Consider the following 24,375-nt stretch of genomic DNA (forward strand, 5'->3'; position numbering starts at 1 on the left):
AGCAGCCACCCGTCTTCCTACACATTCACAAGCGAGCTGCGGAAGTGGGCGATCTCCGCCGTGTCGTCTGAGGCGTCTCAACCCCTGACAGATTTCGGTCCCAACGAGTGGTTGGTCGAGGAGCTTTATCAGAAGTACTTGAACGACCCGAACTCCGTTGACAAGGCCTGGTGGAACTTCTTCGCGGACTACAAGCCCGCGGAGACTGCTGGCGCGAAGGGCGGGAGCGGCGCGAAGGCGCAGGGCGAGAAGGCCCCCGCGGCCTCCGCCCCCAAGAAGAAGCCGACCGCCCCCGCGGCCCCGGCTCCGTCCGCCAAGCCGAAGAGCAAGGACGACAAGGAGGGCAAGGACGAGGCCCTCCAGGTCAAGCAGGAGCGTCTGCGCGGCGCACCCGCGCGGACCGCGACCAACATGGAGTCGAGCCTGGGCCTGCCCACCGCCACCAGCGTGCGCGCGGTGCCGGTCAAGCTGCTCTTCGACAACCGCATCGTCATCAACAACCACCTCCGGCGCGGCCGTGGCGGGAAGGTCTCCTTCACCCACCTCATCGGTTACGCCATGGTCAAGGCCCTCAAGGCCCTGCCGGAGATGAACCACTCCTACGTGGAGGTGGACGGCAAGCCCGGTGTCGCCAAGCCCGAGCACGTGAACTTCGGCCTGGCGATCGACCTCCAGAAGCCCGACGGCTCCCGGCAGCTGGTCGTGCCCTCCATCAAGAAGTCCGACGAGATGGACTTCACGGAGTTCTGGAGCGGCTACGAGGACCTGGTCCGCAAGGCCCGCAGCAACAAGCTGGGCGTGCCGGACTTCCAGGGCACCACCATCAGCCTCACCAACCCCGGCGGCATCGGCACCGTGCACTCGGTCCCGCGCCTGATGCCGGGCCAGGGCACCATCCTGGGCGTGGGCGCGATGGAGTACCCGGCCGAGTTCCAGGGCGCCTCCTCCGACACCCTGGCCGAGCTGGGCATCAGCAAGGTCATGACGCTGACCTCCACCTACGACCACCGCATCATCCAGGGTGCGCAGTCCGGTGAGTTCCTGCGCCGGATCCACCAGCTGCTGCTGGGCGAGGACGGTTTCTACGACGAGATCTTCAACTCGCTGCGCATCCCCTACGAGCCGGTGCGCTGGGTGCAGGACATCCACGTCAACAAGGCCACCCAGCTCGACAAGACCACCCGGGTCCAGGAGCTGATCCACGCCTACCGCGTGCGCGGCCACCTGATGGCCGACACCAACCCGCTCGACCACGAGCAGCGCAAGCACCCCGACCTGGACGTGCTCGAACACGGCCTCACCCTGTGGGACCTGGACCGCGAGTTCCCCACCGGGGGCTTCGGCGGCAAGCAGGTCATGAAGCTGCGCGACGTGCTGGGCGTGCTGCGCGACACCTACTGCCGCACGGTGGGTATCGAGTACATGCACATCCAGAGCCCGGAGGAGCGGGAGTGGATCCAGGCGCACGTCGAGCGCGAGCACGAGAAGCTCGACCGCGACGAGCAGCTGCACATCCTGCACCGGCTCAACAGCGCCGAGGCCTTCGAGACCTTCCTCCAGACCAAGTACGTGGGCCAGAAGCGCTTCTCCCTGGAGGGCGGCGAGTCGCTGATCCCGCTGCTGGACGGCGTGATCTCCAAGGCCGCCAAGGCCGAGCTGGACGAGGCCGTCATCGGCATGGCCCACCGAGGCCGCCTGAACGTGCTGGCCAACATCTGCGGCAAGTCCTACGCGCAGATCTTCGGTGAGTTCGAGGGCAACCTCGACCCGCGCAGCGCGCACGGCTCGGGCGACGTCAAGTACCACCTGGGCACCGAGGGCACCTTCGAGACCCACGACGGCCAGAAGATCCGCATCTCGCTGGCCGCCAACCCGTCCCACCTGGAGACGGTCGACCCGGTCGCCGAGGGCATCGTCCGCGCCAAGCAGGACGTGCTCAACAAGGGCCCGCAGGGCTTCACCGTCCTGCCGATCCTCATCCACGGCGACGCCGCGTTCGCCGGGCAGGGCGTGGTCGCTGAGACGCTGAACCTGTCGCAGCTGCGCGGTTACCGGACCGGCGGCACGGTGCACGTCATCGTGAACAACCAGGTGGGCTTCACCACCTCGCCGTCCGACAGCCGCTCCAGCGTCTACGCCACGGACGTGGCGCGGATGGTGCAGGCGCCGATCTTCCACGTCAACGGGGACGACCCCGAGGCCGTGGTCCGGGTCGCGCACCTGGCCTTCGCCTACCGCCAGGCGTTCAACAAGGACGTCGTCATCGACCTGGTCTGCTACCGGCGCCGCGGCCACAACGAGGGCGACAACCCCGCCTTCACCCAGCCGCTGATGTACGACGTCATCGACGCCAAGCGCTCCACCCGCAAGCTGTTCACCGAGGCCCTCATCGGCCGCGGCGACATCACGGTGGAGGAGGCGGAGTCGGCGCTGCGCGACTACCAGTCGGAGCTGGAGCGGGCCTTCACCGAGACCCGCGAGGTCGAGAAGAAGCCGATCGAGCCCGGCTCCGTGGTCAAGCCCGAGGTGTTCACCGAGGGCCGCCTGGAGCACTCCGCCGTCGAGACGGCGATCAGCACCGAGACGGTCAAGCGGGTCATCGACACCCAGGTGTCGCTGCCCGAGGGCTTCACGCCGCACCCGCGGCTGGCCCCCCAGCTCTCGCGCCGCGCGACGATGGTCGAGACCGACGCGATCGACTGGGCCACCGGTGAGCTGCTGGCCTTCGGGTCGCTGCTGCTGGACGGCCACCCCGTCCGCCTCATCGGCCAGGACAGCCGCCGCGGCACCTTCGGCCAGCGCCACGCCACGCTGATGGACCGCGAGACCGGCGAGACCCACACGCCGCTCAAGCAGTTCGACGACGGCATCACCCGGTTCCACGTGCACGACTCCCTGCTGAGCGAGTACGCGGCCCTGGGCTTCGAGTACGGCTACTCGCTGACCCGTCCCGACGCCCTGGTGATGTGGGAGGCGCAGTTCGGCGACTTCGTCAACGGCGCGCAGACCATCATCGACGAGTACATCAGCGCGGGCGAGCAGAAGTGGGGACAGCGCTCCAGCGTGACCCTGCTGCTGCCGCACGGCTACGAGGGCCAGGGGCCGGACCACTCCTCCGCCCGCATCGAGCGGTTCCTGCAGCAGTGCGCGCAGGAGAACATGACGGTGGCCCACCCCAGCACCCCGGCGAGCTACTTCCACCTGCTGCGCTGGCAGGCCAAGTCGCCGCTGGAGCGCCCGCTGGTGGTGTTCACGCCCAAGTCGCTGCTGCGCCTGAAGGCCGCCACCTCGGCCGCCGCGGACTTCACCTCGGGCCACTTCGAGCCGCTGATCAAGGACGACTCGATCGCGCCGGACAAGGTGCGGCGCGTGGTGCTGTGCTCGGGCAAGATCTACTACGACCTGGACGCGGCGCGCCGCAAGAGCGGTGACAAGCACACCGCGATCATCCGGGCGGAGCGGCTCTACCCGCTGCCGATCGAGGAGATCCGCGAGCAGCTCAAGGCCTACCCCAACGCGGGCGAGGTCCTGTGGGTGCAGGAGGAGCCGGCGAACATGGGCCCGTGGCCCTTCGTCGCGCTGGTCTTCTCCGAGCAGCTCGACCGCCCGTTCACCCGGATCTCGCGTCCGGCCTCCTCCGCGCCCGCGGCCGGTTCGGCCAAGCGCCACGAGGCCGAGCAGCGGGCACTGGTGGACACGGTCTTCCCGCCCGCGGACTAGCGGACGGGCCTGCGAGCACGTAGAAGGAAGAGCGTGTACTACACCGATCGCGGAATCGAGGAGTTGGAGAACCGCCGCGGCGGCGAGGAGGTCAGCTTCGCCTGGCTCGCCGAGCAGCTGCGGGCGTTCACCGACATGAACCCCGAGTTCGAGACCCCGGTCGACCGGCTGGCCACGTGGCTGGCGCGGCTGGACGACGAGGACGACGAGTAGGGACCGCATGAGGGGCCCGGGTCAGCGCGACCCGGGCCCCTTCGCGTGCCCCGGGCCAGCTCTCAGGCGCCGGTGGCGCGGAACCACTCCCGGCTGGAGCGGGCGACCAGCAGGAGGAGGAAGAGGAGCCCGGGGAAGAGCAGTCCCACCGCGGCGCTGAACACCCACAGGACGGCGTCGAACACCGAGACGACCCCGAGTGCGGCCACCCCCACGGCCGCACCGACCAGGATCGCGCCCGCCTCGACGCCCACGGCGACGCGCGCCCACCTACGGCCGGTGCGCCCTCCCCCGCCGAGCCGGGTCGCGGCGACGGCGCAGGATGCTGCCCTGAGGGCGTGCAGCGCGGGCATGACCCAGAGTTCGGCCGCGAAGAAGCCCTGGACGGAGAGCCACTCCTCGAAGGTCGTCGAGGGGTACAGGTACAGGCTCAGCAGTAGGAATAGGTAGTAGAGGGTCATCAGCGCGGCGATGGTGCCCATGAGGCTGAACAGCACGCGCAGGAACCGCAAGGCGCGGGGCATGCGCGGGGGCCCGCCCGTCCTCGGCGGGACGAGGGCGAAGGCGGGTGTTGGGGGATGGTGCATTCTCGGTTCTCCAGGTCGTACGGTCGGTCCGATCGGGCCGACCGCCCATTCAAGCGCAGACCCGCGGCACCTCCGGCACCGCCCGGGGGTCCGGACTCCGGCGGCCTCGGGGTTTGCCCGGAGGTCTCCCTGAAACACCCCGCGAATCCGCGACATATCTTGAGTTCGCCGCAGACGCGACATATCGTGAGAACACGGAGCGAGCGAAAGGGGCCGAGCACGATGGCACGTTGGACCATCGACAGGCCGATGACCCAGACCCTGGACGGCATCGTCGCGTTGCGGGTCCGGATCATCGGAGGCCACGTCAACATTCTTCCCACCGACGACCCGGTCACCTTCGAGGTCACCGACATCGTCGGTGAACCCCTCCTGGTCACACAGGAGGCGGGCATCCTCACCATCCACTACGAGGACCTCACCGGCCAGGGGTTCCTGGACCGGCTGCGGCCGGTCCAGCTCAACAGCTACAAGAGCGTGCAGCACCGCAGGGCCACCGTGAACCTGCGGCTGCCCAAGGACTGCCCGGTCGAGGTCACCACGGCCAGCGCGCCGATCGTCGCCGCCGGGCTCAGCGCCCGGAGCCAGCTGCGGACCGCGACCGGGGAGATCACCCTGGACGACGTCTCGGGCGAGACCGAGATCAACACCGTCTCGGGGAGCACCGCCGTGCGCGACCCCCACGGCAGCCTCAAGTTCAACAGCGTGAGCGGCCAGCTGGCTGTGGCGGGCGGACGGCTGTCCGCGCTGAGCGCCAAGACCGTCTCCGGTCAGCTGCTGGCCGACACCGGCGTCGCCCCGGCGGGGCGGGTCCGGCTCACCTCGGTCTCGGGCGAGATCGCCCTGCGGGTGCCCTCCGAGACCTCGGCGACCGTGGAGCTGCGCACCGCGGCGGCGCCCGCCAAGTCCGACTTCGGGCTGGACCGGCGCAGCGCCCCGGCCAGGACGATCCTGAGCGGGAGGATCGGCAGCGGCGTCGATCCCGCCTCCATCACCACCAACTCCGCGTCCGGTCGGACGGCGCTGCTGCGGCGCGCGCCCGAGGCACCGGCCGCGATCCCCGAGGGGGCCTGAATGAGCACCATCTTCGGCCACGGCAGACTACGGCTGTACCTGCTCAAGCTGCTGGACGAGAACCCGCGGCACGGCTACGAGATCATCAGCCTGCTCCGCGACCGCTTCCTCGGCGTGTACTCGCCCTCTCCCGGCACGATCTACCCCCGGCTGGCCCGGCTGGAGGAGGAGGGGCTGGTCACCCACACCGAGGAGGGCGGACGCAAGGTCTACAGCCTCACCGACAAGGGCCGCGAGGAGCTGCGCGAGCGCGAGAACGACCTGAACGACCTGGAGCGGGAGATCACCGACTCGGTGCGCGACATCGCCCGCGCGGTCAAGCAGGACGTGCGCGCGACGATCAGCTCGCTGCGCGACGAGCTCAAGTTCGCCTCCGGGGGCGCGCGCCGCTCCGGAACCGAGGCCCCGGGCGGACCCGCCGGGACCACTGGGACCGCTGGGACCGCCGACTCCACCGCCTCGGAGGAGGCCGGTCGGAGCGAGGAGGGGGCGGACGCGCCCGGGAAGGAGTCCGGCGAGCGCCGCGAGCAGTCCGGGCCGGGCTGCGAGGACGGCTCGCGGTGGTCCCGCGAGTGGGAGCGCTTCACGCAGGGCTTCGGCGCGTTCGGCGCCGCCTGGGGAGGCAGGCGCGATTCCGAGCGCCCGTCGCAGGGCCCGGAGTTCGAGCGCGCGCTGCACGACTTCGGCGACCGCGTGCGCGACGTGGTCCGCGAGGCGGGACACGTCGGAGAGGCCGCCGCCACCGACCTGCGGCGCATCCTGGACGACACGGTCGAGGTGATCCGCCGGGACATGCGGCACTGGGGCCCGCCCGCCGACCGGGCGGAGGGAGCCGGGGACCGAGCCGACGGGACCGCTCCCGCCGGGGAGGGAACCGCCGCCGCCCCCGGGACGGGGAAGGAGGAGCCCGCCGCCACGGAGCGGCCAGGGCCCGCCGAGGACGAGCCCGGCACGGAGGAGCCCGCCGCCGCCGAGCGGCCCGGGCCCGCCGGGGACGGGCCCGCCACGGAGGGCGGAACGCGTCCGAGGCCGTCCGCCGATCCCTGGAGCGAGGCGGTCGACGACCCCGGCGACGGTAGGTAGACCAGTACGGCGAGGGGCCCGGAGGGCGGCGCGGGGGCGCGCCCTCCGGGCCCCGTCGTGTCCGGGTCCCTAGCCGCGGACGACGCCGTCCTCACGGGCCTGGGCGGCGACCGCGGCGGCGACCGCCGGGGCCACCCTCTCGTCGAAGGGGCTGGGGATGATGTAGTCGGCGGACAGCTTGTCGCCCACCAGGTCGGCCAGCGCGGTGGCGGCGGCCAGCTTCATGTTCTCGGTGATGTCCGTGGCCCCCGCGTCGAAGGCGCCCCGGAACACGCCCGGGAAGGCCAGGACGTTGTTGATCTGGTTGGGGAAGTCGCTGCGCCCGGTGGCGACCACGCTCGCGTGCCTGCGGGCGACGTCCGGGTGCACCTCCGGGTTGGGGTTGGCCATCGCGAAGATGATCGCGTCGTCGGCCATGGTGGCGACCACGGACTCGGGGACCTCGCCCGCGGACAGGCCGATGAACACGTCGGCCCCCTCCAGCGCGCTCTCGATGGACCCGCGCAGCCCCGCCCGGTTGCTGATGGAGGCCAGCTCCCGCTTGACCGGGGTCAGGCCTTCGCGGCCTTCGTAGATCATGCCCTTGGAGTCGGCCACGGCGATGTCGCCGATCCCGCCGTCGACGAGCATCTTGGTGACGGCCACGCCCGCGGCGCCCGCGCCGGAGACCACGGCGCGCAGGTCGGCCAGGGTGCGCCCGGTGAACCGGGCGGCGTTGCGCAGCGCGGCCACGGTGACGATGGCGGTGCCGTGCTGGTCGTCGTGGAAGACCGGGATGTCCAGGCGCTCGCGCAGCTGCCGTTCGATCTCGAAGCAGCGGGGCGCGGAGATGTCCTCCAGGTTGATCCCGCCGAAGGAGGGCGCCATGCGCACGACGGTCTCGACGATCTCGTCGACACCGGTGCAGCCCAGCGCGATCGGCACGGAGTCGACGCCGGCGAACTGCTTGAACAGCAGCGACTTGCCCTCCATGACCGGCAGGGAGGCCTCGGCGCCGATGTCGCCCAGGCCCAGGACAGCGGTGCCGTCGGTGACGACGGCGACCAGGTTGCTCTTCCAGGTGTAGGTGTCGACGAGTTCGGGGGACTCGGCGATGGCGTCGCAGACGCGGGCGACGCCGGGGGTGTAGGCGAGGGAGAGTCCCTCCTGGTCGCGGACGTCCACGGACGAGGTCACGTGGAGCTTGCCGCCGCGGTGCATGGCGAAGGCGGGATCGTCGTCACGACGCGGGTTCTGGGAACGCGAAACAGTGGTCACGGCTGAAAACCCCTCAGGTCTTGCGTGTTCCACCCGCCGTCGGCCATGACGGGGGCGGACCTGGCGGTGGTGCGGACCGCGCGCGAAGACGTGACGATTGCTAGGGGGCCCTCCTCGGCGCCGGTCGGCCATGACCGGTGGTGTCGCCGGGGAGAGTCGTTCTTCGCCGGACTCCTATACGAGTTGCTGCGCGGCCGCCTCTCACGGGGATGACCCGTTACGTAATCCTCTCACAACGGTGACCACAGGAACATCGCGGGTGTGCACGATGGGACGGCACCGGCTTCTGAGTGTTAAAAGAAGATTGTCCTAAATGTCGTTCCGGCTCGGGCAGACGGGTCACGAACCCGCCCCCGCCAGGCGTTACGCGCCCCCGAAGGAGACCCCGCGATGGCTCTGCACAAGTCCCTGCCCACGCCGTTCGCCCTCGGCGCCCTGTCCCTCGCCGGCGTCCTGGCGCTGACCGCCTGCGGCGGCGGGGACGGCGGAGGCGGAGGCGCGGAGGAGTCGGCCGCCCCCGAGGCGCCCTCCGTCGAGGTCGACGAGGAGCTCGCCGCGCTCGTGCCCGCCGACGTCGCCGAGGCCGGGACCGTCACGATCGGCGTCGAGGCCTCCTACCCGCCCGGCGAGTACCTGGACGCCGACGGCGAGACCGTCCTCGGCTTCAACGTGGACCTCGTCAACGCCGCCCTGGCCAAGCTCGGCCTGGAGGCCACGTGGGAGCCCACCGCCTTCGACTCCATCATCATCGGCGTGGACACGGGCACCTACGACCTGGGCTCCTCCTCCTTCACGGTCACCGAGGAGCGCATGGAGCAGGTCAACATGATCAGCTACTTCTCCTCGGGCACCCAGTGGTTCGCCCAGGCGGGCAACCCCCAGGACGTGGACCCCGACAACGCCTGCGGCATGCGGATCGCGGTGCAGTCCAACACCACGCACGACACCGACATCGAGGAGCGCAGCGCGGCCTGCGTCGACGCCGGCGAGGAGGCCATCACCATCCAGAAGTTCGAGAGCCAGCCGCTGGCCACCGAGACGGTCGTCTCCGGCGTCAACGACGCCTCGCTCGCCGACATGCCGACCTCGGCCTACGCTCTGGAGCAGACCGGCGAGGGCGTCCTGGAGTTCATCGGCGAGCAGTACAACGCCGCCCCCTACGGCATCCTCACCAACAAGGAGGACACGGAGCTGGCCGAGGCCGTGGCCGCCGCCTTCAACGCGCTCATCGAGGACGGCACCTACGCCGAGGTCCTGGGCGAGTGGGGCGTGGACGCCGGCGGCATGGAGTCCGCCGAGGTGAACCCCGACGTCGCCGAGTAAGCAGGCCGACCGACACCCACTGAGCGAAAGACCGACCCTTGTCCTCACCGACCGAACCGACGGACGGCCCGGTGTCGAAGACCTCGACACCGGGCCGTCCGGCCGACCACGTCACCGCCGTTCCCGTGCGCTACCCCGAGCGGTGGGTCGCCGCCGGGGTCATCCTCGTCCTCGCGGCCATGTTCGTGCACATGCTGTTCACGAACGACGCCTTCAACTGGCCGTTCATGTTCGACCACATGTTCTCCGAGCCGGTCGTGCGCGGCGTGTGGATCACCCTCAGCGCCACCGTGCTGTCGATGGTCATCGGCGTCGTCCTGGGCATCGTCCTGGCGGTGATGCGGCTGTCGGGCAACCCCGTCCTGGTATCCGTCTCCTGGCTGTACACCTGGTTCTTCCGGGGCGTGCCCCGCCTGGTGCTGGCGGTGCTCTTCGGCAACATCGCCATCCTGTACCAGACCATCGAGTTCGGCCTGCCCTTCGACAACTACTGGATGCCGTGGCTGGGCCTGGAGGGCGACGCCCGCTTCTTCGAGATCGACACCCGCACCGTGCTGAGCGGCTACACCGCCGGCCTGCTGGCGCTGTCGCTGTCCGAGGGCGCCTACATGGCCGAGATCATCCGCGCGGGGCTCCAATCGGTCAACAAGGGCCAGACCGAGGCCGCGCAGGCGCTGGGCATGGGCAAGGGCAAGGTCCTGCGCCGGATCACCCTGCCGCAGGCGATGCGGGTGGTCGTGCCGCCCACGGGCAACGAGACCATCGCCATGCTCAAGGACACGGCGCTGCTGGCCTACGTGCCGGTGACCATCGAGCTGTTCTACCAGCTCCAGGCCATCGGCTCCCGGACCTACCAGATCTTCCCGATGCTGGTCGCCGCGTGCCTGTGGTACCTGGCCATCACCAGCGTCCTGATGGTGGGCCAGTACTTCCTCGAACGCAGGTTCAACCCCGGCCAGTACGGCAGTATCCGCGACCGCATCGTCGGAGGGGCGCACAGGTGAGCGACAAGACGAAGGACCCTGGCGTCGTGGAGACCGCCGAGGGCGCCACGCTGCCCGCCGACGCGCTCGTCGTGGCGGAGAACGTGCGCAAGAGCTTCGGCCGCCTGGAGGTGCTCAAGGGCATCGACCTCCAGGTCGGGCGCGGCGAGGTCATGTGCGTGATCGGCCCGTCCGGGTCGGGCAAGTCCACCTTCCTGCGCTGCGTCAACCACCTGGAGAAGCTCACCGCCGGACGGCTGTGGGTCAACGGCGAGCTGATGGGCTACCGGCAGAAGCGCGGCAAGCTCTACGAGCTGCGCGACAACGAGATCGCCGCCCAGCGCAGCGACATCGGCATGGTCTTCCAGCGCTTCAACCTGTTCCCGCACCTGAGCGTCCTGGGCAACATCACCGAGGCGCCCGTGCAGGTCAAGCGGGTCCCCCGGAGCCAGGCCAACGCCAAGGCCATGGAGCTGCTGGAGCGGGTGGGCCTGCCCGACAAGGCCGACGCCTACCCCGACCAGCTCTCCGGCGGCCAGCAGCAGCGCGTGGCCATCGCCCGCGCGCTGGCCATGGAACCGTCGCTGATGCTGTTCGACGAGCCCACCAGCGCCCTGGACCCGGAGCTGGTCGGCGAGGTCCTGGACGTCATGCGCGACCTGGCCCGGGGCGGGATGACCATGGTGGTCGTCACCCACGAGATGGGGTTCGCCCGCGAGGTCGGCGACTCCCTGGTCTTCATGGACGACGGCCTGGTCGTGGAGTCGGGCACGCCCGCCGAGGTGCTCTCCAACCCGCGCCACGAGCGCACCCGGGCGTTCCTGTCCAAGGTGCTCTGAGCGCTCCGCGGGGGCCGCCGCGTCCCCGCCCCGGGCGCGGCGGCCGGTACCGGCCGGGGAAACACCCCCGGATCCCTTGACCGCGCGGCGGCGCGTCGCCAGAGTCGTGGTGTACGCGCCCCGCTCGGGAGAGGCACATGGACGCTCGCACGGACCACACACGCAGGCGCTGGGACCGCATGGCCGCCTACTGCGAGCACAGCGAGCGCTTCCAGAGCCCCGCCATGCGCCGCACCCGCGAGATCCTGTGCGCCGGGGCGCGCGGCGAGACGCTGGAGGTGGCGGTCGGGACGGGCCGCAACCTCGCCCACTACCCGCCGCAGGTGCGCCTCACCGCCGTCGACGTCAGCCCGCGCATGCTCGACCGCGCCCGCGACAGGGCCGAGGAGCTGGGCAGGGCCGTGCGCTTCGTGGAGGGCGACGCCCAGGAGCTGGACTTCCCCGACCAGGCCTTCGACACCGTCCTGTGCACGCTGGCGATGTGCGCCGTCCCCGACCAGCGGCGCGCCCTGGCGGAGATGTACCGCGTGCTGACGCCGGGCGGCAGGCTCCTGATGGCCGACCACATCGAGTACGCCCGCCTGCCCGGGCGGCTGGTGGAGCGGCGCCGGGAGAACCCGCGCCGCCTGCCGCGGGAGGTCGCCGTCGAGGCCGGGTTCGAGGTCGTCCACCACGACCGGCTGTTCCTCGGACTGGTGGAGCGGGTGGTCGCCCACCGTCCCTGAGCGGTCCCGGAGCGCGGGGGCGCCCCGCCGCAGCGCATACCCTGGAGGCGACCGTGTCCCCGCCGCGCGCCCGAGGTGGTCCGATGATCCGTCCCGCACGTCCCGACGACGTTCCCGTCATCCACGCCCTGGTGCGCGAACTCGCCGAGTACGAGAAGGAGCCGGACGCGGTCGTCGCCACCGAACAGGACCTGCGCACCGCCCTCTTCGGACCGGACGCGGCGGTGTTCGCGCACGTCGCCCAGGAGGACGGGGACGGCCCGGTCGTCGGGTTCGCGCTGTGGTTTCGCAACTACTCCACCTGGACCGGCAAGCACGGCGTGTACCTGGAGGACCTGTACGTGCGCCCCCAGGCGCGCGGTCGGGGACACGGCCTGGCCCTGCTGCGGACCCTGGCCCGGATCTGCGTCGAGCGCGGCTACACCCGGCTGGAGTGGTCGGTGCTGGACTGGAACGAGCCCTCGATACGGTTCTACGAGTCGCTGGGCTCGCGCCCCATGGACGGGTGGACGGTCCGCCGCCTGGACGGCGGCGCGCTGGACGCACTGGGCTCCGAGGAGCCCTGAGACCGGCCGTCCGTCCGGCCTTTCGCCCCGGATCGTGTGGACACGATCCGTTCGCCCTGCGTCAGTGGCAGGGTAAACCAGATACATTGCTCTCAAGCGGCAACCCCGCCCCCCGAAGGAGGGACGTGACCGAAGAAACCGCTGTGCCCACGGCCGACGCCATCGGCGTCCGGGACGCTGTCACCGTCAACATGCCCGCGGACAGCGCCTACTTGTCCGTTCTGCGGACGGCGACGGCGGGTCTGGCCGCGCGACTGGACTTCACCCTCGACGAGATCGAGGACCTGAGGATCGGTGTCGACGAGGCCTGCGCCATGCTCCTCTCCCAGGCGCTGCCGGGCACGGAACTGACCACGGAATTCGAACTCACCCCCGACGGGATGCGCATCTCCGTCTCGGTGCTCACCGCGGACGGGCGCCTTCCCGCCCGCGACACCTTCGCCTGGACCGTCCTGTCCGCCCTCGCGGGAGAGGTCGACGCGGGCGTCGGACCGGACGACCGTGTCCACATCGTCCTGTACAAACGCCGCGGCACACTGGAGTCGGCGTGAGCGAGAGGGGGCCCGCTCTGACAGCGAAGACCGAGCACGCGGTGCCCGACAGGGCCCGCGCGAGAGAGTTGTTCGAGCGCCTCGGCGAACTCGAGGCGGACTCCGAGGAGCGCCGGAGGATCCGCGACGAGCTGGTGGAGCTCCACCTGCCCTTGGTGGAGTACCTGGCCCGCCGCTTCCGCAACCGCGGCGAGTGGCTGGACGACCTCACCCAGGTGGCCACGATCGGGCTGATCAAGTCCATCGACCGGTTCGACCTGGAGCGCGGGGTGGAGTTCTCCACCTACGCCACCCCCACCATCGTCGGTGAGATCAAGCGGCACTTCCGCGACAAGGGCTGGGCGGTGCGGGTTCCACGCCGCCTCCAGGAGCTGAAGCTCTCGCTCACCAAGGCGGTCAGCGACCTGTCGCAGCGGGAGGGGCGCTCCCCGACCGTCGCCGAGCTCGCGGCGCACCTGCAGATGACCGAGGAGGAGGTGCTGGAGGGCCTGGAGTCCGCCAACGCCTACTCGACGGTGTCGCTGGACGCGCCCGACAGCGGGGACGAGGACGCGCCCGCGGTGGCCGACTCACTGGGCATCGTGGACGAGTCCCTGGAGGGCGTGGAGTACCGGGAGTCGCTCAAGCCGCTCCTGGAGCAGCTTCCGCCGCGGGAGAAGCGCATCCTGCTGCTGCGCTTCTTCGGCAACATGACGCAGTCGCAGATCGCCCAGGAGCTGGGGATCTCGCAGATGCACGTGTCCCGTCTGCTGGCCCGCACCCTGGCGCAGCTGCGCCAGGCGCTGACCACCGACGACTGACACCCGAGCGGTCGCCGCGGGCGGCCGCGGCGCTACTTCCCCCGCTCGTCGGGGAAGAGCGCCGCGGTCGTCGGCGGCGAGAGCACGGCGGCGGAGGCGCACACCGCCACGGCCGCGAGCACCGCGGCGAACGCGTACTGCTCGCTGGTGAACATGTAGTAGGCCACCACGGCCAGGAAGAGCTGGGTGACGAACACCGGCGTGCGCGCCCAGTCCCGCAGCTGCCAGAGCCCGCGTGCGACGAAGACCAGCAGCGCGCCCGCGCCCAGCCCCAGGGCGGTCAGGGGGATCGCGCTGGTCAGGTCGCTGGCCCGACCGGTGATCGCGGTGAAGAGGCTGTAGACCCCGCTGGCCGCGGCGGCCAGCCCGATCAGGGCCTCCAGGGCGGCGGCGATGACGATGGTGACGGGACGCGAAGACACCTGACGAGCCTATACGCGCTCCGGGGGTCCCTCCCCCCGGCCCCGGCTTCGCGCACACGGCGCCCGCACCGTGGTCCGCGACGACGTGCCGCCCGGCGCCGCCCCGGCTTCGCACACGAGGCGCCCCCGGCAGGAGGAGCGCCGCGCGCGGCGTCCCCTGAGGGTGGCGGCCGCACCGGCGCGGAGCGCCCCCGGCGGGCGACGGGCGGGCCGAAGCGGAGCGGAGCCCCCGGGAGATACGCCCTAGACTGGCGTGGTGCGCGCCCTTCTCATCATGAACCCCCAGGCCACCACGACCACGTCACGCACGCGTGAGGTGATCATGGGCGCCCTGGCGTCGGAGCTGGACGTCACCGTGTCCGAGACCGAGTACCGCGACCACGCGGGCGAGCTGGCCCGCGAGGCGGCCGGGAACGGATACGAGCTGGTGCTGAGCCTGGGCGGCGACGGCACCGTCAACGAGGTGGTCAACGGCCTCCTGACCACCCCCGAGGGGCTCAGGCGCCCCCGCTACGCGGTGATCCCCGGAGGCAGCGCCAACGTCTTCATCCGCGCCCTGGGCGTGCCCGGCGACCCGGTGGAGGCCACCGGCGTCGTACTGGAGGCAGTCCGCGAGGGCCGCGAGCGCGAGATCAACCTCGGCCGGATCACCAGCGACCAGGACGACCGCTACTTCACTTTCTGTGCTGGTTTCGGCTGGGACGCCGACGTGGTCCAGCAGGTGGAGAACGAGCGCGCCAACGGGCGCAGGGCCACTCCCGCGCTGTACGCGGAAGTGGCGGTAAAGCTGTTCTTCCAGGGGGATATCCGCGATCCGTCACTAAGCGTGGTCAGCCACGGAAGGTCCCTTGTGGGGGCGTATTTCGCGCTCGTCACCAACACCACGCCCTGGACCTACGCGGGGGCGCTGCCGCTTCAGCCGACCCCGTCCTCGCGTTTCGATCTGGGCCTGGACGCTTTCGCGCTGACCCACTCCTCGCACGCGCTCACGGGGTGGATCCTTTCCCAAATGTTCTTCCCCAAAGGCCTTCCCGCACGTGGGGACGGCTACGTGACGTGGCATGACCAGGACTCTCTCCAGATCACGTCATCCCACCCCAGGGCCTTCCAAATCGACGGCGAATACCTGGGAGACCGCGAACAGGTCAACTTCCACTCTGTACCGAAGGCATTACGAATCGTCTGTTAATTGCGCCGAAAGACGCCATTCCGAGCCACTGTGACGCACCCGACACGCCGAACAGGACCTTTGGCCTCGGCAGCTCTTGCATGGGCCGAACGATCCTGTCACGCTCAAGTTATCGCCGCGAGTTACAGGCGAGTTAATTGGGGCGCTTCCCACATGGCCGTGGGATGAAACCTGGACGGCCCTCGGCCCGAACACCCCTTCCGATGGAACCCATCCATCGGGCGCCCTTCGCCCGTTACGGACGCGCACAAGATCGTGAAAAGCTTCACAAGCCCCCGATCGCCTCACCGTGAGGAGTGGACCGCATGGACTGGCGCCATGACGCAGCCTGCCGTGACGAAGACCCCGAACTCTTCTTCCCCATCGGGAACTTCGGCCCCGCACTGATCCAGATCGAAGAGGCCAAGGCGGTCTGCAACCGCTGCCCGGTCAGCTCCGCCTGTCTGCGCTGGGCCCTGGAGAGCGGCCAGGACGGCGGCGTCTGGGGCGGCACCAGCGAGGACGAGCGCCGCGCGCTCAAGAAGCGCCGCGGCAGCGCCTACCGCACCATGGTCCGCAGCTGAGGCCCCGCACACGGTAGGTCCCCGGAAGACCCCGAGGAGCTCCGGAAGGCCCCCAGGAGTCCCCGCGCGGCGCGGCGGGGACGGCGCCCGGGGCCGTCGCGGGCCGGTGCTTCCGCCGGCCCCCCGGAGCGGGCCCGCGCGTGGTCCGCGCGAGCCCCGTCTCAGGGCAGCTCCCCCTCCTCGTGCTCCAGCGGCAGGCTGATCGCCACCTCGGTCCCGCCGCTCTCCTTGGGCTTGATCGCCAGGGTTCCCCCCAGCTCGCCCACGATGAGGGTCCGCACGATCTGCAGGCCCAGGCTCGTGGTGCCCTCCAGGTCGAAGTCCTCGGGCAGCCCCCCGCCGTCGTCGGAGACGGCCAGCTCCAGGCTGCTCGGCCCCGGGTAGCCCGGCTGCGCGTCGAACCGGCGCACCCGCACCTCGATCCGCCCCGGCCCCTGCCCCAGGCCGTGCTCCACGGCGTTCTGCACCAGCTCGGCCAGGACCATCGACAGCGGTGTCGCCACCAGCGCGTTCAGCAGGCCGAAACCGCCGATCCGTCGCGGCACCACCGCGGTGCCCGTGGAGGAGACCTCCGCCGCCATCTGGATCACCCGGTCGGCGATGTCGTCGAAGTCCACCACCTCGTCGGGGGTGTGCGAGAGCATCTCGTGCACGATCGCGATGGACCCGACCCGGCCCACCGCCTCGTCCAGCGCCGCCCGCGCCTCGGGCACGTCCAGGCGCCGCGCCTGGAGGCGCAGCAGGGCGGCGACCGTCTGGAGGTTGTTCTTCACCCGGTGGTGGATCTCCCGGATGGTGGCGTCCTTGGTCATCAGCTCGCGCTCGCGGCGGCGCAGCTCGGTGACGTCGCGCACCATCACCAGGGCGCCGATGCGCACCCCGTCGATGACCAGGGGGATGGAGCGCAGCTGCACGGTGACCCCGCGCGCGTCCACCTCGGCCTCCTGCGGTGCCCGGCCGCTCGCCGTGTAGGTCAGCGCCTCGTCGCGCGCCTCGCCCGGGGCCGCCAGCTCCAGCGTGGTGCGGTCCAGGCGCGCCCCCACCAGGTCGGCGGTCAGGCCGAGCCTGCGGTAGGCCGACAGGGCGTTGGGGCTGGCGTAGACCACCTCGCCGTTCTGGTCCAGGCGCAGCAGCCCGTCGCCGACCCTGGGCGAGCGCACCATCAGGGGCCCCTGGTCGCTGAACGGGAACGCGCCCTCGGCGATCATCTGGGCCAGGTCGCCCGCACTCTGCAGGTAGGTCAGCTCCAGGCGGCTGGGCGTGCGCGCCGAGCTGAGGTTGGTGCTGCGCTGGATGACCCCGATGAGGTTGCCCTGGCGGCGCACCGGAATGGTCTCCTCGCGCACCGGGACGCCGCCCGACCAGTCCGGGTCGCCGTCGCGGCAGATGCGCCCCTCCTCCCAGGCGCGGTCGATCAGGGCCCTGCGCCCGATCACGCGCGGCGCCGAACGGGACGTGACATCGGTCATGTCGTCGCGCAGGACGGTCTCGACCAGGTCGTCCTGGAAGGCGGTGGGCCCGGTGGTGGGACGCATCTGGGCGATGGCCACCCAGCCGTCGTCCTCGCGCAGACGCACCCACAGCACGAGATCGGCGAAGGACAGGTCCGCCAGGAGCTGCCAGTCCGAGACCAGGGAGTGGAACCACTCCAGGTCGGCCTGCTTGAGTGACGTGTGTCGCCAGATGAGATCACTGAGGTGAGGCACTCACAAATCATCCCATGAAGGCGTGCATACTCAAGAGGTACGCACTCGACCAGTGGTCCACACCAATCGGCGGCTGCCACCCCCGCCGTGCCGACCACACCGGGAGGGTTGTGCGGCAAGCGCGGGACTCGGCGAAGGAGACTGATGACTGGTCAGCGCACACTGGACGGCAACCCCCGGGTGCCGAAGTACTACCAGGTGAAGAAGCAGCTCCTGGAACTGATCGAGGCGATGCCCGCGGGCAACCCGGTCCCCCCGGAGCGCGCCCTGGCGACCCAGTTCGGCACCTCGCGGACCACCGTGCGCCAGGCGCTCACCGAGATGGTGGTCGAGGGCCGTCTGCTGCGCATCCAGGGCAAGGGCACCTTCGTGGCCAAGCCGAAGGTGGCACAGGTCCTGCAACTGACCAGCTACACCCAGGAGATGCGCGCGCACGGCCTGCACCCCGCCACGCGCATCCTGGACGTGAGCTACATCAACGCCGACGACCAGCTCGCCGAGCTGCTGGCCATCCGCTCCGGCGGGCGCGTGCTGCGCATCGAGCGGCTGCGGCTGGCCAACGGCGAGCCGATGGCCGTGGAGACGGCCCACCTGGCCGCGCGGCGCTTTCCGGGCCTGCGTCGGCAGCTGGACCGCTACGCGTCGCTCTACGAGGCTCTGGCGAGCGCGTACGACGTCTCCCTGGCCGAGGCGGAGGCCTCGATCGAGACCGTCCTGGCCACGCCCAACGAGGCGCGGCTGCTGGGCGTGGACGTGGGCCTGCCGCTGGTGCTGCACTGCCAGCACAGCTTCGACGGCGACGGGCACCCGGTGGAGTGGGTGCGCTCGCTCTACCGGGGCGACCGGTACAAGTTCGTCACACGCCTGCGCCCGCCCCGGGACTGACCCCCGTGCGGGCGGGCGCCGGAGCAGGGCGGCCGGCACGCCAGCGCCCGCTCCGGGACCGTCCGGCCGTGACACGGCCCGCGCCCGGCCGCCGCCGGGTCCGGGCCGGTGCTCCCCGCCGGACGGATCCCGCGGGTCAGAGCCGGGAGAGCACCGTGGCCAGCGCGTCCACCACGCGGGGGTCGTACTCGCTGTCGGTGTCCATGCGCAGGCGCTCCAGGACCGCCGTGCGGCGCTCGGCGTCGCCGTTGTCGCCGACGAGGTCGTCGAAGGCGTTGGCCACCTTGATGATCCGGCTGCCCAGCGGCGGGACCCCCTCGTCGCCGTCCCCGGCGAGGGGCTCGCACTGGCGGCGGACCGTCTCGGCCACGTTGTCCAGAACACCGGTCTCCCGGATGATCGCCGACCCCAGCTCGGCGATGCGCCTCTGCTCCCTGGGCGAGGCGAGCACGGTGGCGCCGCCCGCGATGGGCTCGCGCAGGGACAGCTGGCCGATGTCGTGCATCAGGGCGGCGTACTCCAGCTCCAGCAGCTCGGCCTCGGCCAGGCCCAGTTCGCAGGCGATCCCGTGCGCCAGCTGGCTGACCCGGCGCGAGTGCCCGTTCTCCACGTAGCCGCCCACCTCGGTGACCCGCGACAGCGCCCGGACCGTCTCCAGGTAGGTGCGGCGCACCTCCGCGTGGCGGCGGAAGGCCACCTGCGACACCAGCAGCGGGGCGATGAACACCAGCAGCCCGCCCAGACCGGTCACCGTGCAGGCCAGCGCGATCAGCACGCCGCTGGAGCCGATCGCGGCACCGGTGGCGAACTGGGCGCGCAGTTCGTCGCGGACCGCGACGGAGGGGCTGGTGCGCAGGCGCTCGGCCCGCAGCACCGCCGCCAGCAGGGAGTCCGCCGCCCAGACGAGCATGACCAGCGCCGCCATCAGCAGCGTGGCCGTCACCGACGGGCCCGACAGGTGGAGCTGGTCGGCCAGCGGCCGGAAGGCGATCGCCAGCGCCGCCGCGACGAGCACCCTGCGGGCCACGTCCTCCACCCGGGGGCTGCGGCCCACGGCGATGTGCGGCAGCTCGCCCAGCGCCACCCCCAGGGCGACCACCGCCACCACCTGCCAGGCGGAGTGGTGCAGCGGCCCGGAGCCCAGCGACAGCAGGAACGCGTAGCTGATCGCGCCGGCCGAGGCGATGGGGGCCACCTCCCGGTGGCCCGGCAGAGTGATCCGCGCCAGCTCACCGGCCGCGACGACCAGGCAGAACGCCAGCGCCACGTGCGGTTCCACGACCCCGGTCGAGGCCGTCCACACCAGCGCGGCCAGAGCGCCCGAGCCCACCGAGCCGACCAGTGCCGCGCGCACCGGCCGGGAGGTCCGCCAGACCGGCCCGCGCGGGCGCTGGTGGTTGAGGGCACCGCCCTCGGGACCGCTCAGCACGGGCCCGGACGACCGGGCCCCGTCCGACTGTCTCTGCGTCATCATCGTTCACGCCCGCCCGTCACTGCCTCGGCGGAGGCCGTGGCGTCCGCGGAGGCGGCCTCGTCGGCCGCCGCCCCTGCGGAGGACGGCTCCCCGGCGGCGCTCTCCTCGGCGGACGCGTCGGCGGGCACCTCCTCCGGTTCCCCGGCTCGGCCGGACCCCTCCACGGAGCGTTCGGCCGCCTCCGACCCGTAGCAGCCGCCCGGAGGCTCGGCGATGTCGGGTGTCTCCCAGCCCTCGCGTTCGACGGCGCGCACGAGCGCCTCGACCATCCTGGGGTCGAACTGGGTCCCGGCGCAGGCCCGCAGTTCGGCGACGGCGTCCTCCACCGACCACGCCCTGCGGTAGGAGCGCGTGGAGGTGAGGCAGTCGAAGACGTCGGCGACGCTGATGATGCGCGCGGACTCGGGGATCTCCATCCCGACCAGGCCCATGGGGTACCCGCGCCCGTCCAGGCGCTCGTGGTGGTGCCGGATCCCGGCCAGCGCCTCGTCCAGGAAGCTGATCTCCCGCACGATCTCGTAGCCGCGCGTGGGGTGCAGCTTGATGGCCGCGTACTCGTCGTCGGTGAGCTTGCCGGTCTTCTGCAGCACCTTGGTGGGCACTCCGAGCTTGCCGATGTCGTGCAGCATCCCGGCGTAGCGGATCTTCTGCACCCGGTCGGCGGGCATGCCCAGTTCGCGTGCGATCATGGCGGCGCCCTCGGCCACGCGCATGCAGTGGCCCCGGGTGTAGTAGTCCTTGGTCTCCACCGCCTGGCACAGGGTGGCCAGGGTGGCCTCGTGCGCGCGCGCCTCGTCCAGCTGCTGGGCGAAGGTCCAGCGCGCGATGAACAGCGGGAGCAGCACCAGCAGCGGCGCGATGAGGCCGACCCCGCCCCAGACCGCGGCGATGGCCAGGCCGAGCATCTGGTAGCCCATGGAGGACAGCTCGACCCCCACCAGCGGACGCCAGTCGAACCGGCCACGCGAGCCGCCGGGGCGCACGACGCCCAGGGTCCACATCAGGACGGCCACGAGCACCGAGTTGACCAGGGAGTGGGTCAGGACGGCGGCGACGTAGGGGAGGACGATGGCCGGGAAGTCCTCCCGGCCGGGTTCTCCCACCGTTCCGCCGAGCAGAAGGTAGACGTGTCCGGCCGCGTAGGCCGCCAGTGCGAACTGTGCTCCGTTGAACGCCCTCTTGACGAGGTTCTGCCTGCGGATGGCGAAGCAGGAGGCGAAACCGACCACCGCCGCCCCGACCGGTCCGACCAGGACGACGGCGGCCAGGGAGACCGCCGAACTCGGCGAGATCCCCGCCTTGACGCCCGTCAGGACCGCCGTACTGATCGACTCCGCGACCACGAAGAGAATCGCGATCAGGACCAGTGTGCGCAGATCCAGGCCCGAGTAGGGACCCATGAGCATGATGGTGACAGCACTGACAACGATGATTCCGACGTAGACACGCGCGCCCCCAGGAAGAGCCCGCACCCCCGTTCACCCCCCGCCGACGACGACCGGACTGTCATGGTTTCACCGGTTCTGTTCTACCACCAGGACCATCCACTGAAGGCGGTTACCACCCAAAGAACACCCATCACCGCGTGGAGCATGCCGACGAACACCGTTGTCCCCTCTCCCCCGACGCGCGCGCACCGCCGTTATCCCCGGGCACGCCGCGTAAATTACCCCATTCGTTGGATATGGCGTCCAGTTTAACGGGCAACGACAGCGCCCCGATTACCCCCAACCCGAACTACCCTCACCACACCCCCTCCCACTGGCGCCAAGTTCCGGAATATGGAATTACGAATTCAATTAGCAGCGCACTTCGATTACCCTGCGTAACAACACCCCCGGGCGTGGGAGCGCATGAAGATCCACCGCCTGGGCGCTTGCCCCGCCACCCGCCGACCAGAACCACCAGGTACGACTACCCCAGGTAACCAGATGAAACGAACCCCGGAGCCGGGCAGAAAAAACATTCCGAGTGGGTCACGACCGGGAACGGCCCGGGCGCGCCGGGCGTGTCGGGGAAGGAGCCGGGAACACGGCCGGGAAGCACCTGACCAAAAACCCGACAGGCACGGGGAATACGGCACGACATTCCCGCAAAAGTGCATAAAAGCCACACATCACTTCAGAGATCGCTAATAACGGAACAGGGCACAAAATCCAACAAAAAGGTGGCGGAAGCTGGAATTCCAGCTTCCGCCACCAGGTGTGCCAGGTTTCGTCCGGTACCGGGCCCGGTCGTGCCCGGGCTCCCTCAGGAGGGCGCGGTGCCCGGGCTTTCCACGCGGGCCTCCCGGGCCAACTGCTCCGTGCGCGCCCGGGCCAGGCGGTTGAGCACCTTGTCCCTCAGGTCCATCGGCACCGGATCACAGCCGCAGTGCTTGGCCACGAGCTTCTTCACCGCCTCCTCGAGGCCGTACTCGTCGAGGCAGGGCCCACACCCGTCCAGGTGCTCGCGCACCTGTTCGTAGTTGCCCTCCTCCAGCTCGCCGTCGATGTAGGTGTAGAGCTTGGCGAGCACCTCGCTGCACGGGGTGTCGCTGTGTTCGCCGTGGCCGCCGCTCATTGCCGGTCTCCTCGATCCGAGACGTCCTGTCCCCGTCCGCGCGGGGACGTCCCCGAGGCGACCGCGCCGGCCTCGGCCGCCGCCCGCGCCGGCAGGAACCCCCGCTCCACCGCGTACTCCTCCAGCATCGACCTGAGCTGGCGGCGCCCGCGGTGCAGCCGGGACATGACCGTCCCGATGGGCGTCCCCATGATCTCGGCGACCTCCTTGTACGCGAAGCCCTCGACATCGGCGAGGTACACCGCGATCCGGAAGTCCTCGGGCAGCTCCTGGAGAGCCCGTTTGACGTCGGTGTCGGGGAGGTGTTCGAGCGCCTCGGCCTCAGCCGACTTCAGGCCCGCCGCGGTGTGCGACGCGGCCTGCGCCAGCTGCCAGTCCTCGACGTCCTCGGTCCCCGCCTGCTTCGGTTCGCGCTGCTTCTTGCGGTAGGAGTTGATGAAGGTGTTGGTGAGGATGCGGTAGAGCCACGCCTTGAGGTTCGTTCCCTGTCTGAACTGGTGGAACGAACCGAACGCCTTGGCGAAGGTCTCCTGTACGAGATCCTCCGCGTCGGCGGGGTTACGGGTCATCCGCAGCGCCGCGGAGTAGAGCTGGTCGAGGAAGGGAAGCACGTCCCTCTCGAAGCGCTCTTCCCGTTCCTCGGCTGTCTCCTGCTCCTGGCCCTGTTCCAAGCCCGTCGGCCTCCTCGCGCTGGTCCCGGTTGGGGCGTCCATACCCCAACGATACGGTCCCATGGCACGGACCCGCGCATCGGCGCCGCGTGGCGCCGACACCGTCTCCTCGCGCTCCAGGCACGTCGCGGCTGTCGGCATGGTCTGTCGGCCCTCCCCCGCATACTCGCGTGTGGCGCGCCCGGACGCTGCTGCTCCGGGCGCGGTGTAGGGGAGAACAACGCTTCGCCCGAGCTGATTCCGCGCCGCGGAGGGACGAAGGTCCCTCCTTGGGCGAACTTTGTCGTTTACCTCCGTCACCGGAGGTGAGGCATGGCAGAGTGCGGGTAGGACATCTGGAGGATGGGAGAGGAGTGCACGTGCGACCGTCCCCGACCCCGGCCTCCGACCGCCCCCGTCCCACGGCGGCCCAGTTCGCCACCCCCGACCGCCTGTCGGACTACTGGCGGTTCTACTGGGCGGTCGCAGAGGCGCAGGTCGCCCGGTGGCTCCCCGACACCCCCTCCCTGCTGCTCGACCTCTCCGGCGCGGACTACCAGGGCGCCCCGCGCGCCGTGGCCGCCGGACACGACGTGGTCACCCTGCTGCCGTCGGTGGACGTGGCGGTGCGCCGCCCGCTGACCCTGGTGAACGGGCGCGCGGTGGTGCCCCGGCCCGCCCGGCGCGGACGGCTGCGCCACGTGGTGGGCGACTCCGCCTTCCTGCGCAGCTTCGCCCCGGACTCCTTCGACGGGGTCATCGCCGACAACCGGGTGCTGTCCCGGCACCTGGCCACCGAGGAGGCGCTGGCCCAGGTCAGCCGGGTGCTGCGCCCGGGGGGCCGCGCCCTGCTGTGCGTGGACTCGGTGGTGCTGGGCATGGCGATGCTGGCCGAGCAGGACCGCTGGCCCGAGCTGAGCCACGCGCCCAACGCGGACGTGCTCCTGGTGCCCTGGCCGGACGGCTCCATCACGCGGTGCTTCACGGCCGAGCAGCTCACCGAGGCGGTCGCCGAAGCCGGTCTGGAGCTGGAGTGGGTCAAGCCCCGCACGGTGCTGTCCGCCTCCACGGTGGAGATGATGCTGGCGCGCGACCCGAGGTCGATGGGACGCCTGGTGGAGATGGAACTGCGCGCCACGGAGTCCGACGACTACGTGGGCGTGCACCTGGTGGCGAGCGCGCGCAAGCCCGGCTAGGGCGGGG

The 24,375-nt window shown here is 70.9% G+C and carries 23 protein-coding genes; 15 read left to right on the forward strand and 8 right to left on the reverse strand.

Annotated elements, in window-relative coordinates; genetic code table 11:
- Positions 1-60 precede the first annotated feature (60 nt).
- Positions 61-3,720 carry a multifunctional oxoglutarate decarboxylase/oxoglutarate dehydrogenase thiamine pyrophosphate-binding subunit/dihydrolipoyllysine-residue succinyltransferase subunit gene (locus UIS43_RS12075; RefSeq protein WP_013154686.1) on the forward strand — a complete coding sequence of 1,220 codons (3,660 nt, stop codon included), beginning with the start codon at positions 61-63 and terminating at the stop codon, positions 3,718-3,720.
- 33 nt (positions 3,721-3,753) lie between these two features.
- On the forward strand, positions 3,754-3,933 hold the full coding sequence (locus UIS43_RS12080) for a DUF6104 family protein (RefSeq protein ID WP_013154687.1): 180 nt from the start codon (positions 3,754-3,756) through the stop codon (positions 3,931-3,933).
- Between the two features lie 62 nt (positions 3,934-3,995).
- Here UIS43_RS12080 and UIS43_RS12085 read toward each other — a convergent pair whose 3' ends face one another.
- Positions 3,996-4,520 carry a hypothetical protein gene (locus UIS43_RS12085; protein WP_358168970.1) on the reverse strand — a complete coding sequence of 175 codons (525 nt, stop codon included), beginning with the start codon at positions 4,518-4,520 and terminating at the stop codon, positions 3,996-3,998.
- 222 nt (positions 4,521-4,742) lie between these two features.
- Here UIS43_RS12085 and UIS43_RS12090 point away from each other — a divergent pair, with 222 nt between their 5' ends.
- Together UIS43_RS12090 and UIS43_RS12095 are read left to right on the forward strand one after the other, a co-directional pair.
- Positions 4,743-5,594, forward strand: a complete 852-nt coding sequence (locus UIS43_RS12090) for a DUF4097 family beta strand repeat-containing protein (protein WP_013154688.1) — start codon at positions 4,743-4,745, stop codon at positions 5,592-5,594.
- The gene (locus UIS43_RS12095) at positions 5,595-6,677 is read left to right on the forward strand and encodes a helix-turn-helix transcriptional regulator (protein WP_370013172.1); all 1,083 of its coding nucleotides are present in this window, start codon (positions 5,595-5,597) and stop codon (positions 6,675-6,677) included.
- A 69-nt stretch (positions 6,678-6,746) separates the two neighbouring features.
- On the opposite strand, the gene UIS43_RS12100 is transcribed toward UIS43_RS12095, so the two are convergent.
- Entirely contained in the window at positions 6,747-7,877 is a 1,131-nt protein-coding gene (locus tag UIS43_RS12100; RefSeq protein WP_049800314.1) for an NADP-dependent malic enzyme, read from the reverse strand.
- A gap of 447 nt (positions 7,878-8,324) precedes the next feature.
- Between UIS43_RS12100 and UIS43_RS12105 the strand changes: the two genes are divergently transcribed.
- The 7 genes from UIS43_RS12105 (at position 8,325) to UIS43_RS12135 (ending at position 13,721) form a co-directional block, all read left to right on the forward strand.
- Positions 8,325-9,257, forward strand: coding sequence for an ABC transporter substrate-binding protein (locus tag UIS43_RS12105; RefSeq protein ID WP_013154691.1), 933 nt, complete (start codon positions 8,325-8,327; stop codon positions 9,255-9,257).
- Positions 9,258-9,295: 38 nt separating this feature from the next.
- The gene (locus UIS43_RS12110; protein WP_041552849.1) at positions 9,296-10,261 is read left to right on the forward strand and encodes an amino acid ABC transporter permease; all 966 of its coding nucleotides are present in this window, start codon (positions 9,296-9,298) and stop codon (positions 10,259-10,261) included.
- Positions 10,258-11,079, forward strand: a complete 822-nt coding sequence (locus UIS43_RS12115; RefSeq protein WP_013154693.1) for an amino acid ABC transporter ATP-binding protein — start codon at positions 10,258-10,260, stop codon at positions 11,077-11,079. The genes UIS43_RS12110 and UIS43_RS12115 overlap by 4 nt, the downstream gene beginning before the upstream one ends.
- A 137-nt stretch (positions 11,080-11,216) precedes the next feature.
- Complete coding sequence (locus UIS43_RS12120) at positions 11,217-11,804, forward strand: class I SAM-dependent methyltransferase (RefSeq protein ID WP_013154694.1); 588 nt, start codon at positions 11,217-11,219, stop codon at positions 11,802-11,804.
- A gap of 83 nt (positions 11,805-11,887) precedes the next feature.
- Positions 11,888-12,370 (forward strand): GNAT family N-acetyltransferase, encoded by a 483-nt coding sequence (locus UIS43_RS12125; protein WP_013154695.1) that lies wholly within the window; start codon positions 11,888-11,890, stop codon positions 12,368-12,370.
- Between the two features lie 125 nt (positions 12,371-12,495).
- Positions 12,496-12,921, forward strand: a complete 426-nt coding sequence (locus tag UIS43_RS12130; RefSeq protein WP_013154696.1) for an anti-sigma factor — start codon at positions 12,496-12,498, stop codon at positions 12,919-12,921.
- 41 nt (positions 12,922-12,962) lie between these two features.
- The gene (locus tag UIS43_RS12135; RefSeq protein ID WP_061080583.1) at positions 12,963-13,721 is read left to right on the forward strand and encodes an RNA polymerase sigma factor SigF; all 759 of its coding nucleotides are present in this window, start codon (positions 12,963-12,965) and stop codon (positions 13,719-13,721) included.
- Between the two features lie 32 nt (positions 13,722-13,753).
- Here UIS43_RS12135 and UIS43_RS12140 read toward each other — a convergent pair whose 3' ends face one another.
- The gene (locus UIS43_RS12140; RefSeq protein ID WP_071622652.1) at positions 13,754-14,143 is read right to left on the reverse strand and encodes a hypothetical protein; all 390 of its coding nucleotides are present in this window, start codon (positions 14,141-14,143) and stop codon (positions 13,754-13,756) included.
- 256 nt (positions 14,144-14,399) lie between these two features.
- Here UIS43_RS12140 and UIS43_RS12145 point away from each other — a divergent pair, with 256 nt between their 5' ends.
- The gene (locus tag UIS43_RS12145) at positions 14,400-15,332 is read left to right on the forward strand and encodes a diacylglycerol kinase family protein (protein ID WP_013154699.1); all 933 of its coding nucleotides are present in this window, start codon (positions 14,400-14,402) and stop codon (positions 15,330-15,332) included.
- A 305-nt stretch (positions 15,333-15,637) separates the two neighbouring features.
- A complete protein-coding gene (locus tag UIS43_RS12150) occupies positions 15,638-15,895 on the forward strand; it encodes a WhiB family transcriptional regulator (RefSeq protein ID WP_013154700.1) in 258 nt (85 codons plus the stop codon).
- Between the two features lie 161 nt (positions 15,896-16,056).
- Here the strand turns inward: UIS43_RS12150 and UIS43_RS12155 are convergent, their stop codons facing one another.
- Positions 16,057-17,601: a sensor histidine kinase gene (locus UIS43_RS12155; RefSeq protein ID WP_013154701.1), complete on the reverse strand. Its 1,545-nt coding sequence runs from the start codon at positions 17,599-17,601 to the stop codon at positions 16,057-16,059.
- A gap of 144 nt (positions 17,602-17,745) precedes the next feature.
- Between UIS43_RS12155 and UIS43_RS12160 the strand changes: the two genes are divergently transcribed.
- On the forward strand, positions 17,746-18,486 hold the full coding sequence (locus tag UIS43_RS12160) for a GntR family transcriptional regulator (protein WP_013154702.1): 741 nt from the start codon (positions 17,746-17,748) through the stop codon (positions 18,484-18,486).
- Positions 18,487-18,622: 136 nt separating this feature from the next.
- Here UIS43_RS12160 and UIS43_RS12165 read toward each other — a convergent pair whose 3' ends face one another.
- From UIS43_RS12165 to UIS43_RS12180, 4 genes are all read right to left on the reverse strand, one after another.
- A complete protein-coding gene (locus UIS43_RS12165) occupies positions 18,623-19,957 on the reverse strand; it encodes an HD-GYP domain-containing protein (RefSeq protein ID WP_081461757.1) in 1,335 nt (444 codons plus the stop codon).
- Complete coding sequence (locus tag UIS43_RS12170; protein ID WP_083555310.1) at positions 19,957-21,366, reverse strand: HD-GYP domain-containing protein; 1,410 nt, start codon at positions 21,364-21,366, stop codon at positions 19,957-19,959. Before UIS43_RS12170 ends, UIS43_RS12165 begins: the two co-directional genes overlap by 1 nt.
- Positions 21,367-22,210: 844 nt before the next feature.
- Positions 22,211-22,522 (reverse strand): mycothiol system anti-sigma-R factor, encoded by a 312-nt coding sequence (rsrA, locus tag UIS43_RS12175; protein ID WP_013154705.1) that lies wholly within the window; start codon positions 22,520-22,522, stop codon positions 22,211-22,213.
- Positions 22,519-23,235 (reverse strand): sigma-70 family RNA polymerase sigma factor, encoded by a 717-nt coding sequence (locus tag UIS43_RS12180; protein WP_049800385.1) that lies wholly within the window; start codon positions 23,233-23,235, stop codon positions 22,519-22,521. The genes rsrA and UIS43_RS12180 overlap by 4 nt, the downstream gene beginning before the upstream one ends.
- Positions 23,236-23,546: 311 nt before the next feature.
- Between UIS43_RS12180 and UIS43_RS12185 the strand changes: the two genes are divergently transcribed.
- A complete protein-coding gene (locus UIS43_RS12185) occupies positions 23,547-24,368 on the forward strand; it encodes a methyltransferase domain-containing protein (protein WP_041552851.1) in 822 nt (273 codons plus the stop codon).
- Positions 24,369-24,375 lie beyond the last annotated feature (7 nt).

The sequence above is a fragment of the Nocardiopsis sp. LDBS0036 genome (genome assembly GCF_041228755.1).
GTDB lineage: Bacteria > Actinomycetota > Actinomycetes > Streptosporangiales > Streptosporangiaceae > Nocardiopsis > Nocardiopsis dassonvillei.

Coding starts and splice junctions, on each gene's coding strand:
- UIS43_RS12165 (WP_081461757.1), bottom strand. CDS start 19,957: ATGACGCAGAGACAGTCGGACGGGGCCCGGTCGTCCGGGCCCGTGCTG.
- UIS43_RS12160 (WP_013154702.1), top strand. CDS start 17,746: ATGACTGGTCAGCGCACACTGGACGGCAACCCCCGGGTGCCGAAGTAC.
- UIS43_RS12105 (WP_013154691.1), top strand. CDS start 8,325: ATGGCTCTGCACAAGTCCCTGCCCACGCCGTTCGCCCTCGGCGCCCTG.
- UIS43_RS12150 (WP_013154700.1), top strand. CDS start 15,638: ATGGACTGGCGCCATGACGCAGCCTGCCGTGACGAAGACCCCGAACTC.
- UIS43_RS12085 (WP_358168970.1), bottom strand. CDS start 4,520: ATGCACCATCCCCCAACACCCGCCTTCGCCCTCGTCCCGCCGAGGACG.
- UIS43_RS12090 (WP_013154688.1), top strand. CDS start 4,743: ATGGCACGTTGGACCATCGACAGGCCGATGACCCAGACCCTGGACGGC.
- UIS43_RS12100 (WP_049800314.1), bottom strand. CDS start 7,877: ATGCACCGCGGCGGCAAGCTCCACGTGACCTCGTCCGTGGACGTCCGC.
- UIS43_RS12180 (WP_049800385.1), bottom strand. CDS start 23,235: ATGGACGCCCCAACCGGGACCAGCGCGAGGAGGCCGACGGGCTTGGAA.
- UIS43_RS12170 (WP_083555310.1), bottom strand. CDS start 21,366: ATGCTCATGGGTCCCTACTCGGGCCTGGATCTGCGCACACTGGTCCTG.
- UIS43_RS12120 (WP_013154694.1), top strand. CDS start 11,217: ATGGACGCTCGCACGGACCACACACGCAGGCGCTGGGACCGCATGGCC.
- UIS43_RS12095 (WP_370013172.1), top strand. CDS start 5,595: ATGAGCACCATCTTCGGCCACGGCAGACTACGGCTGTACCTGCTCAAG.
- rsrA (WP_013154705.1), bottom strand. CDS start 22,522: ATGAGCGGCGGCCACGGCGAACACAGCGACACCCCGTGCAGCGAGGTG.
- UIS43_RS12125 (WP_013154695.1), top strand. CDS start 11,888: ATGATCCGTCCCGCACGTCCCGACGACGTTCCCGTCATCCACGCCCTG.